At 65.6% G+C, this 12834-nt stretch carries 10 protein-coding genes and 2 pseudogenes; 4 read left to right on the forward strand and 8 right to left on the reverse strand.

From position 1 onward, the window contains the following. The 3 genes and pseudogenes from KGM94_RS17495 to KGM94_RS17505 all read left to right on the forward strand — a co-directional run. A pseudogene (locus tag KGM94_RS17495) lies at nucleotides 1–155 on the forward strand (CoA synthetase); the annotation flags it as partial. Between the two features lie 211 nt (nucleotides 156–366). Beyond that, the gene (locus tag KGM94_RS17500; RefSeq protein WP_300261932.1) at nucleotides 367–954 is read left to right on the forward strand and encodes a hypothetical protein; all 588 of its coding nucleotides are present in this window, start codon (nucleotides 367–369) and stop codon (nucleotides 952–954) included. Between the two features lie 197 nt (nucleotides 955–1151). Continuing rightward, nucleotides 1152–1592 (forward strand): GDSL-type esterase/lipase family protein, encoded by a 441-nt coding sequence (locus KGM94_RS17505; RefSeq protein ID WP_300261905.1) that lies wholly within the window; start codon nucleotides 1152–1154, stop codon nucleotides 1590–1592. Between the two features lie 81 nt (nucleotides 1593–1673). Here the strand turns inward: KGM94_RS17505 and KGM94_RS17510 are convergent, their stop codons facing one another. The 6 genes from KGM94_RS17510 to iorA form a co-directional block, all read right to left on the reverse strand. Next, entirely contained in the window at nucleotides 1674–3353 is a 1680-nt protein-coding gene (locus KGM94_RS17510) for a PAS domain-containing methyl-accepting chemotaxis protein (RefSeq protein WP_300261908.1), read from the reverse strand. A gap of 263 nt (nucleotides 3354–3616) precedes the next feature. Beyond that, entirely contained in the window at nucleotides 3617–4189 is a 573-nt protein-coding gene (locus tag KGM94_RS17515; protein WP_300261911.1) for a 2-oxoacid:acceptor oxidoreductase family protein, read from the reverse strand. After that, nucleotides 4186–5019 (reverse strand): 2-oxoacid:ferredoxin oxidoreductase subunit beta, encoded by an 834-nt coding sequence (locus KGM94_RS17520; RefSeq protein ID WP_300261914.1) that lies wholly within the window; start codon nucleotides 5017–5019, stop codon nucleotides 4186–4188. The genes KGM94_RS17515 and KGM94_RS17520 overlap by 4 nt, the downstream gene beginning before the upstream one ends. Then, a complete protein-coding gene (locus KGM94_RS17525; protein ID WP_300261917.1) occupies nucleotides 5019–6185 on the reverse strand; it encodes a 2-oxoacid:acceptor oxidoreductase subunit alpha in 1167 nt (388 codons plus the stop codon). The genes KGM94_RS17520 and KGM94_RS17525 overlap by 1 nt, the downstream gene beginning before the upstream one ends. Further along, nucleotides 6182–7135 (reverse strand): 2-oxoacid:acceptor oxidoreductase family protein, encoded by a 954-nt coding sequence (locus tag KGM94_RS17530; protein WP_300261920.1) that lies wholly within the window; start codon nucleotides 7133–7135, stop codon nucleotides 6182–6184. Before KGM94_RS17530 ends, KGM94_RS17525 begins: the two co-directional genes overlap by 4 nt. Then, on the reverse strand, nucleotides 7132–8916 hold the full coding sequence (gene iorA, locus KGM94_RS17535) for an indolepyruvate ferredoxin oxidoreductase subunit alpha (protein WP_300261923.1): 1785 nt from the start codon (nucleotides 8914–8916) through the stop codon (nucleotides 7132–7134). The genes KGM94_RS17530 and iorA overlap by 4 nt, the downstream gene beginning before the upstream one ends. 491 nt (nucleotides 8917–9407) lie before the next feature. On the opposite strand from iorA, the gene KGM94_RS17540 reads away from it, so the two are divergent. Continuing rightward, entirely contained in the window at nucleotides 9408–10106 is a 699-nt protein-coding gene (locus tag KGM94_RS17540; RefSeq protein WP_300261926.1) for a PEPxxWA-CTERM sorting domain-containing protein, read from the forward strand. Here the strand turns inward: KGM94_RS17540 and KGM94_RS17545 are convergent. Continuing rightward, nucleotides 10042–11673 carry a bifunctional diguanylate cyclase/phosphodiesterase gene (locus KGM94_RS17545; RefSeq protein ID WP_300261929.1) on the reverse strand — a complete coding sequence of 544 codons (1632 nt, stop codon included), beginning with the start codon at nucleotides 11671–11673 and terminating at the stop codon, nucleotides 10042–10044. The two genes, KGM94_RS17540 and KGM94_RS17545, sit on opposite strands and share 65 nt — an antisense overlap. 130 nt (nucleotides 11674–11803) lie before the next feature. After that, nucleotides 11804–12834: pseudogene (locus tag KGM94_RS17550) on the reverse strand (hypothetical protein); the annotation flags it as partial.

The raw sequence follows: 12834 nt of genomic DNA on the forward strand, positions 1-12834 counted from the left end.
GGGCCAATACCGGCTTCGACTACGAGGAACCGGAGGTGGTGCGGGAGACGCCGCACCCCGACGCAGAAACCTTGCAACTGTTGCGCGGACGGATTTTGGATGAGCTGGCCGAGACTTACCCGGCCTTTGCCCGCACCATGAAGCAGGCGGCGTGATCCTTATTTTGGGGCTTCGCCACGAAAAAAACACGGCCTTGGCAGCAAGTGCGCGCGGGGATGAAAGCGGCGATTTCGCGAATCGCTTGTGGGTGGCACGGTGGTATTCCAGACTGACGTCGGACGGCAAACGAGATCGCAACCATTTCATGGTTCGATCGTTGATGCGCGGAACCTGCCTGAACCGAGAGATCGCCGAGCGAGCCCCATGATGCGCCTCTGCCGCCCCCTTCTGGCCGCGACCCTGGTTGCGCTCACAACCCCTTGTTTCGCCGGCTCTTTGGCGCCCGAAGCCAACGTGGTGGCCGTCAACAATCCGCCCGACCGGCAATCCATCATCGACCTCCTGGCGCTGATGTCGGGACGCTGCAAGACGCTGAAGGTCGCCGGCCGCGAGTTCGCCTGCAAGGCGGTGGCCTACGCCCATGGCGACCAGGGCCGGGTCAATTTTGCGGTGGCGCTCGACGATCCCACCGACGACAACCACGTCGTCTCCTTCTCCGGCGAGAACGGCAAGCGCGCCGACGACAACTCCTACGAGCTGCCGATCGACCGCATGCTGCTCAACTCCAAGCACCGGCCCAAGGTCGACGGCCTGCCGGTGCCGGCGGAGCAGACGTCGACGGGCGTCTGTCGGCAGACCGGCAATTTCGCCGCGAGGCAGGTCAAGAGCATCACCTGCTCGGCGACCGACAGCAGCGGCAGGAGCTATGAGCTCCTGTTCGTGTCCGACGGCACGCCGGTCAGCGTCCGGCGGATCAGGCAGACCGCGCCCTCGTCCCACGATCTGTTCAGATAGCGCGGCGTTTTCCCGGGGCTACTACCGGCCGAAGCGACCGGTTTTGCGGGCGCATCCTCGATCTCCTCGACAGGCCTGAGATGGCTGTCCGACCGCACTTGCGGCTTGCGCGCGAATCTCGTGTGATCGCCGCGGAGGCGGAGATGTTCGGACGAATTTCAGCGATCCTCCTTGCGGCCGGGCTTGCGACAGTCTCGATGGGTGCTGCATGCGCGGCGACCGTGGTCGCGCTCGGCGCCAGCAACACCTACGGCAAGGGCGTTTCGCGAGCCCAGGCCTATCCGGCGCAGCTCGAGGCGCTGCTGCGGGCGCGCGGCCTCGGCGTCCGCGTCGTCAATGCCGGGATCAACGGCGACACCACCGGCGGCATGCTCGCCCGGCTCGACCGCGCCGTGCCGAAGGGGACGAGCGTCGTCATCCTCCAGCCCGGCGGCAACGACCGCCGCAAGGGCGCACCCGACCAGACGTCCGCCATCCAGGCCCGGCTGAGCGCGATGGGCGTCCCGGTCGTCATGCTGCCCAATTCGATGCTGCGCGGCCTGCCGCACCAGGGCGACGGCCAGCATCTCACGCCGGAGGGCTATCGCATGCTCGCGGAGCGGCTGGTCGGCCAGGTCGCCGGGGCGCTCCGACGCTGAGGCGTGATGGAATTGGATCGAGATGGAGCGTCATCGGGCGTTCACCTCTCCCTTGGGAGTGACGCACGGACACGCGCGCTGCTATGCCGCCCGTATGGTGGCGAGGAATTCCTGCATCGCGGTCTTGAGACGCCCGCTGTCCGCCGAGAGGGCCTGGGCGGCGGAGAGCACCTGCGACGATGCCGTTCCGGTATCGGTCGTCCCTCGCTGGACGTCGACGATGTTCGACGTCACCTGCTGGGTGCCGTGGGCGGCCTGCTGTACGTTGCGTGCGATCTCCTCGGTTGCCGCGCCCTGCTCCTCGACGGCCGCGGCTATGGCCGACGAGATTTCCGACAATTTCTCGATCGAGTTGCTGATGGCCTGTATCGCGCCGACGGACTCGGTCGTTGCCGCCTGAATCCCATCGATCTGCTGGCCGATCTCTCCGGTTGCCTTCGCGGTCTGTTCGGCGAGCGCCTTGACCTCGGACGCAACGACGGCAAAGCCTCGACCAGCCTCGCCGGCGCGCGCGGCCTCGATGGTCGCATTCAGCGCCAGGAGGTTGGTTTGCCCAGCGATCGAACTGATCAGCTCGACGACGTCGCTGATGCGGGTGGCCGCCTTCGACAGCTCATGGACGTGCTCGCTCGTGTCACGCGCCTGGGTCACCGCTTCGCCCGCCATGCGGGCCGCCTCCTGCAGCTGTCGGCTGATCTCGCTCACCGAGGACGACAACTCCTCCGTCGCCGACGCCACCGACTGGACGTTGGCGGACGCCTCCTCGGAAGCGGACGCCACCGCGACCGACAGTTGCTGGGTGGAATCCGCGGTGCGCGTCAGGACGCCGACGGCGCCTTCGAGCCGGGTTGACGTCGATGCAACCGTCTGGACGATGTCGCCGACCGCGGTCTCGAAGTCGCCGGCAACCTTGTGCATGTCCGCCTTGCGCTGGCGGACGGCGCGGGCCTCCATGTCCCTCCTCGATTCCCTGTCGAAGCCGAGCTTGGCCTGCAGCGCCTGAATGTTGCGCAAGGCAATGCCGACCTCGTCGTCGCGCGGGATCGTCACGCGGCCATCGAAGCGGCCCTGGACAATGCCTGCCATCAGCTCGTTGAGATGTGCCAGGGGGCCGCCGAGAGCCCTCATCGTGGAGAACGTGAGCAGGCCGCCGACCAGCCAACCGAGGCCGAGGATCGCGATCGACGCCGCGCCGCCGAAATGCCCGGCCGCGCTGCTCAACGCCATCAACGTCATCAGGGTCGCCGCCAAAGTGGCGATGCGCGCCCGCAGCGTTCCCGTGAAGAACGCAAAGACATCGAGGAAGGAGCGCCGCCTGATCATGCCGGCGTCGACCCTGTAGCCTCCGGCCTTGTCGTCGCGAAGCAGGGCGTAGACCCGTTCGGCCTCCTCGCGCAGATCGGCCGGGAGCTTCGTGCGAATCGAGGTGTAGCCCGTGATCTGACCGCCTTCCCAGTCCGGCGTCGCGCTGGCGAAGACCCAATAGAAGTCACCGTTCTTGCGACGATTCTTCACTGCGCCGGCCCACGGCTTGCCGGCCTTGATCGTGTCCCAGAGATTGGCGAAGGCCGCGGGCGGCATGTCGGGGTGACGGACGATGTTGTGGGGCCGCCCCATCAATTCGTCGTCGGAGAAGCCCGAGACTTTCGCGAACTCGTCGTTGAAGTAGGTGATCTTGCCTTTCAGGTCGGTCTTCGAGACGATCAGGGTGTCGTCGGCGAGCACGTATTCATGGTCGGTGACCGGCAAATTCTTGCGCATTTCGCATTCCACTGAAGCGGGAGTTCGTGTCGATGGCCACGCACGCGGCTGAATAGCTCGAAGGAGCCCCAGGCCAGTTTCGGGTCACTCTCGGGCCAGGCGAGGGGCAAGCGCCGTGGCTGCTCGTTCATACGCCACTAACTTTAAGACGGAGTTAGTCCCAGGAATGACATCCCGGCCGCTTGATATTGACTCGCATGAGCGTCGACCGGCCCTGCGCCAAGCGAGTCGGCCGGCGACAGTCTCAGGCGGCCCGCGCGATCTCAGGCGCTCGGAGCCGCGACGACTCGACCGGCAGCGATCCCCGCGCCGAGCGCGAGTCCGGCCTTGAGCGCGTCCATGTTGAGGTCGAGGAAGCCGCGCGGCGTATTGGCCCTCACGGCCTGCTCGATGCGCTCGGGGGCGCACATGCCGCTCTGCGCGACCAGCGCGCCGAGCGCGACCATGTTGGTCACGCGCTCGCTGCCGAGCTCCAGCGCGGTGGCGCTGAGCGGCAGATGATGACAGGGCTGCCCGGTCTGCGGCAGTTCCGGACACAGCCGGGTATCGGCGATGACCACCGCGCCGGGCTTGAGCAGGGGCCACGAAGGCTTCACCGCCAGCCGGTCGAGCAGCACCAGGCCGTCGATCGCGGTCAGCAGCGGAAAATCGACCTCGCCTTCGGCGCTCACCAGATCCGCATTGCAGTACCCGCCGCGCGAGGTCGGCTCGTAGCTCTGGCTCTGCGCAACATGCCTGCCGTCGGCCGCCATGGCGTCGGCGAGCATCTTGGCGCTCAGGATCAGGCCCTGGCCGCCGGTGCCGCCGAACCTGACTTCGATACGCGACGCGCTCATCGGCGTGCTTCCTTTGCGGCGGCGGCCCGATAGCTCGCGCCGTATTCGGGGCGATCGTTTTTGGCCAGGATGCCGGTCGGCAAGTGGTTGGGCCGGAACGGCATGTCGACGGTGTCGCGATAGGCGGTGGGACGCAATTCGCTCTTCTGCCGCATCATCATTTCCGGCGACGACCCCAGATCGTTCTTGCGACCGAAGATCTCGGTGCAGTCCGACATGACCTCGAGAAAGGCAAAGCCCGGATGCATCAACCCGGCCCGGATCAGTTCCTTGAGCTTGGGCACGTTGAGCGTGACCTCGCGGCCGACGAATCCCGCGCCGGCCGCGGCGGCGAGCGCGCAGGCGTCGAAATGCGGCTCGGTGTTGCCGTGCGGCGTGGTCGTGGTCAGCAGCATCTCCGGCGTGGTCGGCGACACCTGGCCGCCGGTCATGCCGTAGACTTCGTTGTTGAGCATCAGGCACGTCAGTTTCAGATTGCGCCGGCAGGCGTGGATCAGGTGATTGCCGCCGATCGCCAGGCAGTCGCCGTCGCCGGTGATCACCACCACATGCAGATCGGGCCGCGCCAGGGCGAGCCCGGTGGCGTAGGCCAGCGGCCGTCCATGCGTGACGTGGAAGGTGTTGGCGTCGATATAGGCCGACAGGCGCCCGGCGCAGCCGATCCCCGACACCACCGCAAGCCGGTCCTTGTCGATGCCGAGATCGTGCAGCGCCCAGAGCAGCGCCCGCAACGCGATGCCGTGACCGCAGCCCGGACAGAGGAAATGCGGCATCATCTCCTTGCGCAGATAGTCCCGGACATCGAACTCCGCCGCCTGGTCGATCAGCATCACGCCCCCTTTACGAGTGCCGCCGCGCGTTCGGCGATCTCCGACGGCACGATCGGCTCACCATTGAAACGGAACAGGCCCTCGACCCTGGTATCGCCGAGAATGCGATCGACTTCGCGGCAGAGCTGGCCGGCATTCAATTCGGGCACCAGCACCGCGCGCGCCCGCGCGGCCGCCGCCTGCAGGGCCTGCTCCGGAAACGGCCACAGCGTGACGGGGCGGAAAAGGCCGGCGCGCACGCCCCGCGCCCGGCACAGTTCGACGGCGCGGGCGGCTGCACGGGCCGTGATGCCGATCGCGACGATCAGCACGTCGGCATCGTCGCACTGCACCGTCTGCCATGCGTCGATGGCGTCGCGGTTGCGATCGAGCTTCGAGAACAGCCGCGACAGGTTGCGCGCCACGGCTTCCGGATCCTGGGTCGGAAAGCCGCTCTCGCTATGGGTCAATCCGGTAGTATGGGTGCGATAGCCGGCGCCCGGTCGCGCCATCGGCGGAATCCCGTCGGCGTCGGCGGCATAGGGCTTGAACTCCGCCCGCGGAATGCTGGCGGATTTGCGCTCGACCTGCGCCCTCTCGCCGGCGACGTCCAGCACGACGGTCTCGGAAAGCTGGGCCAGGACCTGATCGTACAACAGCACGACCGGCGAGCGAAACCGTTCGGCCAGATCGAAGGCGCGAATGGTCTCGTCGAAGATCTCGCGGACCGACCACGGCGTCAGCACGATGATCGGATAGTCGCCGTGACTGCCCCAGCGCGCCTGCATGATGTCGCCCTGGGCCGGACGGGTCGGCATGCCGGTCGACGGCCCGCCGCGCATGACGTTGACGATCACGCAGGGAATTTCGGCGCCCGCGGCATAGCCGATGTTCTCCTGCTTGAGCGAGAAGCCCGGACCGCTGGTCGCGGTCATGGACCTGACGCCTCCCATCGAGGCGCCGATCACCGCCGCCATGGACGCGATCTCGTCTTCCATCTGCACGAATACGCCGCCGACCTCGGGCAGGCCGCGCGACAGCCGCTCGGCGATCTCCGACGACGGCGTGATCGGATAGCCGGCGAAGAACCGGCAGCCTCCCGCAATCGCGCCGAGCGCGCAGGATTGGTTGCCCGACATCAATCTCGCCCTCGGCTTGCCGGCCAGAGCGGAATCGCGTGCATTCATCGCGCAGCCTCCATGCCGGCACCGGCCATCGTCCGATCGAGATGAACCCTGATCGCGAAATCCGGACACAGCCATTCGCACAATCGGCAGCCCGTGCATTTGTCGGGCGCGGCGAGTTCGACGATGCGCTCGGCGTTCAACCGCAAGCAGCGCTCCGGACACATCTTCACGCAGATATCGCAGCTCTTGCACCATTGCGGCGTGATTTCGAGCCTGACGCGATAGTCCGCCACGGTCGGGGACGGAGGGGGCGGCACGGAGGCGGGATGCTGCAAACCCTTGCGCGCCTCCTCGATCCAGCGGCGGCCCTGCCGCAGCGCTTCGAGGTTCACGGCGGTGGTCTTCTTCGGCACGAAGTCGGCGACGATCTTTTCCCACTGCGCCGCCGGAAAATTCAGCGCCGCCGACAATGCGCCAAGCAGCACCACGTTGCCGACGCGATCGTTGCCGAGCTGTTCCGCCATGTGCGTGGCGTCGATGGCGTAGCCTTCTCCCACCCGGGCGATCACGTCGCTCACGGTCTCGCGCACGTAGCCGAGCGCGGCGCCGGGTCGACGGTCGCGGCACGAGAAGGGCGGCACGATCTGCTTGGTGTCGCAGATGAAGACGCCGGTGCCCGGCCGGAGATAGTCGAGCCAGCGCAGGCCCTCGGCCCATTCCAGCGCGACCAGGAAGTCGGCCTCGCCCTTCGGGATGGTCGGCGACCAGACCAGCTTGCCGAAGCGCACGTGGCTGAACACCGCGCCGCCGCGCTTGGCCATGCCGTGAACTTCGCTTTGCTTGACCTCGTACCCCTGCTGCTGCGCCAGCAAGGCGATCAGCTTGGAGACCATGATCACGCCCTGGCCGCCGACGCCGACCACCAGGACGTTGACCGGCTCCGCTCCGCCGGCGCCCGGCAACGGGACCGGTATCGCCGCCGCCAATTCCGTCGAACCCGGATCGCTCATTGCCGTACCTCCGCGGCCGGCTGGATGCAGTCGACCGTGCAGACCTGGGCGCAGAGCGTGCAGCCGATGCACAGCGACTGGTCGATCCTGATCTTGTGCCGGCCCTCGAAGGTTTCCGTTCCCCAGCTCATCGCCGGACAGCCGAGGTTCATGCAGGCCTGGCAGGCGTTGCATTCCGCCGTGTCCACCTGCAACGCCGGTCCCTTGATCTTGACGGGATCGAGCACGCACGGCCGGTTGGCGATCAGGACGGCGACGCCGCGGTAGGCGATCGCTTCGCGCAGCTGCTGGTACATCGCCGCAAGATCGTAGGAGTCGACGGTGCGCACCCATTTGATGCCGATCGCGCGCACCAGCGCTTCATAATCGACCTTCGCGGTTTCCTCGCCGCGCAGCGTCTTGCCGGTGCCCGGATGGTCCTGTCCGCCGGTCATCGCCGTGATGTGATTGTCGAGCAGCAGCACCGTCAGGTTGGCCTGGTTGTAGACGGCGTCGATCAGGCCGGGAATGCCGGCATGGAGGAAGGTCGAATCTCCGATCGTTGCCACGACCGGCCTGGTTTCGCCAGCCTTGACCATGCCGATGGCGTTGCCGATCGACGAGCCCATCGACACCGTGGTGTCGATGCCGCGCAACGGATCGAGGCAGGCGAGCGTGTAGCATCCGATATCGCCGGCCACCCGCGCGCCGGATGCGCGGACGGCCATGAAGCTCGATATGTGCGGGCAGCCGGCGCACAGCACCGGCGGCCGCACCAACGGCTCCGGAGCCCAGGCGTTGGATTTTGGGCGGGGCTGCAGGACGCCGGCCTTTTCGAACCCGGCGCGCACCAGTTCGGGGCCGAGCTCGCCCTCGCGGGGAAAGAACGCCTTGCCTTCGACCTTCAGGCCCAGCGCGCGCATCTCGCGCTCGATCACCGGCTCGAGCTCTTCGACCACGAACACGCGCTCGACGCTCGCGCAGAAGCGGCGGAGCAGGCCTTCGGGCAGCGGCCAGGACGCCCCGAGCTTCAGCACGCTGGCGTCCGGCAGCACTTCGCGCACATAGGGATAGCAGGTGCCCGCGGTGACGACGCCGATCGCCGGATTGCCGCTTTCCCACCGGTTGATCGGGGCGTCCTCGAGGTACTCCTTGAGCTTGGCTTCGCGGGCGAGCACGGTGGCGTGCCGTCGCCGGGCGTGAGCCGGGATCATGACGTTCTTCGCGGGCTGCTCCAGAAATCCCAGCCCCGGCATCTCGGCGCGGGTGCCGACCCGGACCGGGCTTCGGGTATGGGACAATCGCGTGGTGCCGCGGACGATCACCGGCGTGTCGAAGCGCTCCGACAGGTCGAAGGCGAGCCGGGTGAAATCGAGCGCCTCCTGGGCGTCGCTCGGCTCCAGGATCGGCACCGTCGCGAGCGCGCCGTAGATGCGCGTATCCTGCTCGTTCTGCGAACTGTGAATTCCGGGATCGTCGCACACGGCGAGCACCAGCCCGCCATTCGCGCCGATATAGGTCTGCGACATGAAGGCGTCGGCGGCGACGTTGAGGCCGACGTGCTTCATGGCCGCCAGCGCCCGACGGCCGGCAAAAGAGGCGCCGATCGCGACGTCGAGCGCGACCTTCTCGTTGGTCGACCATTGGGCGTGCACGTCTTCGGCAGGGTAGCTGCCGAGGTTTTCGAGAATTTCCGTGCTGGGCGTGCCCGGATAGGCGGCCGCGACCTTCACGCCTGCTTCCCACGCGCCGCGCGCGATCGCCTCGTTGCCGGTCAGCGGACGCAACGTGTTTGCCGGCACCCCAACGGTTTCCTCCAAGACTGGTCACTCCCCCGATGTTTTCGAGGTCGATGATTGCAAGCCTGCAGGGAGCGGTCCTTGTTTTGAGTCAAACGGGGTTGCTGGCAGCTATGGTCGGCGGCAGAGCCGCGGCGCGAGCAGCGATGGCGGCAAAGGACAGGCCGCAGCACGTTGACTTCACTGGCGTTTCCCAAAGCGCAGGTCACGTGCGCCCGAGACCGCCAAGCGCGCCGTGGCGGCGCTTGATGCACATGCCACGCAATATTGGTACGCTGTCACGGTTCGGTCTCGCCGCAAGAATGGCCGGGACAACCCGGGCTTTCTCTATTGTTGGATGAAGCGAAATTGCTGGATGAAGCGAAGGATTCAGGCACCCGAGGTTTGGTGCAGTCCAGCAGTGTCACCATAATTCTGTAATTCCATAATTCTGTAATTTCCAAAACAAGGGCAGAAGGTCTGTCCCTTTGGGCCGTTGACAGCCGCACGCGCCGATGAAAGGATATTTTATTCTCTATTTAATTTTTTTATTGGCGGGACACATGGCAAGATTTCAGAAGGCGGCCATCGTTGCCTCCTTGATTTGGGGATGTGTTTTCACAGTTAGCAATGCTGCGCATGCCGATATCTACAACGTGTACGGTAAGAACTTGCTTGGCGACACCCTGACCGGGACCATCACGGGTGACGCTACCCTCACGGATATCACCGCGATCAATCTCGTTGACACGGCATTTGTCGATCCACTCACGTCCTTCTCTTGGTGGAGTCGTCCTGGTTCAATTGAGGCCTACAATTTAAGCCAATCGGTGAGAGTTAATTTCGTCTCCGACATCGCTGCCAACCTTCAAAATTATCAGGTGGGTTACGATCTTGGCCTGGCTTCCGCTAACGCTCAGTTCAACGTTGCGTCGTGTAGCGGTGACGCAATTTGCATGGCTGTCGTTCAGCAGGAGCTAAATGACGCCATCAACAATCTGCAAATCGCGTTTTACCAACCCATCGTAGCGACTGTAAGTGCCGTCCCCGAACCCTCTACATGGGCGATGATGATCCTCGGCTTCTGCGGTCTCGGCTTCCTCGCCTATCGCCGTCGTGATCGGCTCAGAATGAGCGCCGCCCGATGCGTTACACAGTCTGGTTTTGCGACAGCAAGAAGTCGTCGATTTGCTCCGGCGGCATCGGTCGGCTGATCAGATAGCCTTGAACATCGGTGCAGCCGTCGGAGGCGATGCGGGCCATTTGTTCATCGGTCTCGACGCCTTCGGCGACGGTCGCCATTCCCAGACTTTGACCGAGCGAGGCGATCGCGCGGACGATGGCCTGGCCGACGGCGTCGTTCGACTTCCCGCGAACGAACGACTGATCAATCTTGATCTTGTCAAACGGAAAGCTGCGCAGATAGCCCAGCGACGCATACCCGGTTCCGAAGTCGTCGAGCGAGACGCGTACGCCAATCTCGCGGAGGCTCTGGAGCATCGAGAGCGCAGTGCCTCGACCATCGAGCATGACGCTTTCGGTGATCTCGAGTTCCAGGCGCCGCGGATCGAGGCCGCTCTCTCCCAGGGCCGACAGGATCGTGGCGACGAAATTCGGGTTGGCAAACTGAGCCGCCGAAACATTGACGGCAACCGTGCGCGATCCATGCCAGGTCGCCGCCTCCCGGCACGCGGTACGAACCACCCAATCTCCGATGGAGTTGATGATGCCGGTGTCTTCCGCGAGTGGAATGAAGTCCATGGGGGAGACCGTTCCCCGGGTTGGACTTTGCCAGCGGAGCAGGGCTTCGAATCCGGTGACACCGTTCAAGCCGAGATTGAATTGAGGTTGATAGACCAGCGCGAATTCCCCTTGCGCCAGAGCGCGGCGAAGGTCGATTTCGAGATTCCGGCGAAACTGCATCGTTTCGTCCATCGCCGTATCGAAGAAGCGATAGGTTCCGTGCCCGTCGCTTTTTGTGCGGAGCAGAGCGAGATCGACGTTTCTCAAGACCTGCTCGCTGTCGGTCGCACCGGCGGGGAACAAGACGATGCCCACGTTCGCGGCGAGTTCGATCAATTGACCATCCAGCACGTAGGAGCGACCGATCAGATCGATGAGTCGGCTCGCGAGGGCAGCCGCCGATTGTGGCTCCGGTTGGCCGGTCTGGATAATGCCGAACCTGTGGTCTCCCAATCGGGCAACGACGTCGCCGTCTTCGAGCACGGAGCGGATCCGGTCTGCAACGAGACATAGAAGCTCGTCGCCGACGTTGCGTCCAAGCGTTTCGTTGACGGCCTTGAGGCGATCGAGGTCGATCCCCAGGACCGCTGCGCCGTCCGCTGCGGAGGCCGGGTTCTCGAACAGCTCGGTCAGTCGCTCCTGGAACATCAAGAGATTGCCGAGCTTGGTTACCGTGTCGGTGCGCGCCTTGGCCGACCGCTCGGTCATACAGTAGGCGCTGACCAGCCACCCGTCTTCCATCGGTATCGCCTCGACCCAGAAGGCGCGGCCGTCGGAAAGAGTGATCTGGCAATCGCTTCTGCCATCGTTACTGGCGGCTTCACGGTTCACGCGATCGAGAATGTCCGAGTTGCGAAACAGCTTGTCGAACATCAAATTGGGCAGGAGCAGCTTGCCATCGGGTCCGACGATGGCAACGGCTCGGGACATGCTCATGAAGGCGCTGTACGCCAGCGCGACCCCGCGATCGGAGCGATCAGGCGATTCGTCGTCGCGCCGATTCTTTGAGGCGGGGGCGATTGCAGTGTCGGTGACCATGACGCAGATAGAAGACCAGCCGAGCGTTGCGAATCGGTGAAGCCGTCCGAGTGGCTCGGCCGATGGCAACACTCAACTACCCCTCGCGGCACGAATTGGGCAATGATCCGTTTGGATGGTTAGTGGCGGGTTATGAGCAGGGCAGGCTCGCCGCTGCGATCGTGCGCTCCGCGATGGCTTGCATCAATCCGATCTCGCCCAGATCCCGCCCGCCCGCGACCGCCTCGGCCACCAGGGCCAGCTCGCGCCAGCACAGATCGGCCTCGGGAGGGGCTTCGCGCATCCACATCGCCGTGTGCAGGAACAGCTCGGCCCACTTGTCGCGGCGGCGGGCGATGACGGTTTGCAGCAGGTAGGTGGCTAGCTTCGTGCGACCGCGCACGCGTCGACCCGCCACGATCTCTTCGATCTGCGCATCGTCCTCGAACCAGGATTGTTCGATCGCCTCGAGATCGGCCAGTTCGTCGCTCCGGCGCAGCACCTCCGCAACGGCCGCCGGCTCGCGCATCGCATCCGGAAGGGCCGCGACCAGCTCGGCGAGCGCCTTGCGGACGTCGATGCGCGCGGGTTGCCAGTCGGCGCCGCCGATCGTCTCCGCGACCTGCAGCAGCCCGAGCGGCGGTACCTCGCCCCGATCGGTCGTGAGCGCCAGAGCGTGCGACAGCATGCGGTCGAGATAGGACCGCGAGACCGCGATCTGGGGCACGTTCCCCCCGGAGTCCGCCATCGCGGCCTCGATCCGTCGCCGGGTCTCCGGTTCGCCGCTCCAGGCATCCGCGATGGCCCCTTTCGTCAGGATCGACGAGATGCGCCTCCTGCGTCCGGCCGGCGAGACCAGCAGGAACGCTTGCGCTGCCGAGCCGTCGATCCCGGTGCCGATGATCGCTTCCGTGCCGCCGGCCTCCCATTGCGCGCAGCCGATGCCGGCGCTCCGCACATTGCGGATGACGACGTCGACTTCGGCACGTTCGGCCTCGGGTCGCCAATTGCGCATGGCGATCAGGCGGCGAAGGTCCACGGGCGAGAGCGACGCGGCGGCCCGTGCGAGCGCGGAAGCAGCCGCGCGGCGAACGGCCAGGCCCGAATCCAGCAGGAACAGCACGGCGGCTTCGCGCGCTTCGGGCCGCCCGGCGCGCGCGAGGCCGGACGCGAGAGAGGCCC

It is taken from the genome of Bradyrhizobium sp. (genome assembly GCF_028868675.1).
GTDB lineage: Bacteria > Pseudomonadota > Alphaproteobacteria > Rhizobiales > Xanthobacteraceae > Bradyrhizobium.

What these genes read in the sequence shown, in the direction of transcription:
- KGM94_RS17500 (WP_300261932.1), top strand. Translation starts at nt 367, where the DNA reads ATGCGCCTCTGCCGCCCCCTTCTGGCCGCGACCCTGGTTGCGCTCACA.
- KGM94_RS17505 (WP_300261905.1), top strand. Translation starts at nt 1,152, where the DNA reads ATGGGTGCTGCATGCGCGGCGACCGTGGTCGCGCTCGGCGCCAGCAAC.
- KGM94_RS17510 (WP_300261908.1), bottom strand. Translation starts at nt 3,353, where the DNA reads ATGCGCAAGAATTTGCCGGTCACCGACCATGAATACGTGCTCGCCGAC.
- KGM94_RS17515 (WP_300261911.1), bottom strand. Translation starts at nt 4,189, where the DNA reads ATGAGCGCGTCGCGTATCGAAGTCAGGTTCGGCGGCACCGGCGGCCAG.
- KGM94_RS17520 (WP_300261914.1), bottom strand. Translation starts at nt 5,019, where the DNA reads ATGCTGATCGACCAGGCGGCGGAGTTCGATGTCCGGGACTATCTGCGC.
- KGM94_RS17525 (WP_300261917.1), bottom strand. Translation starts at nt 6,185, where the DNA reads ATGAATGCACGCGATTCCGCTCTGGCCGGCAAGCCGAGGGCGAGATTG.
- KGM94_RS17530 (WP_300261920.1), bottom strand. Translation starts at nt 7,135, where the DNA reads ATGAGCGATCCGGGTTCGACGGAATTGGCGGCGGCGATACCGGTCCCG.
- KGM94_RS17540 (WP_300261926.1), top strand. Translation starts at nt 9,408, where the DNA reads ATGAAAGGATATTTTATTCTCTATTTAATTTTTTTATTGGCGGGACAC.
- KGM94_RS17545 (WP_300261929.1), bottom strand. Translation starts at nt 11,673, where the DNA reads ATGGTCACCGACACTGCAATCGCCCCCGCCTCAAAGAATCGGCGCGAC.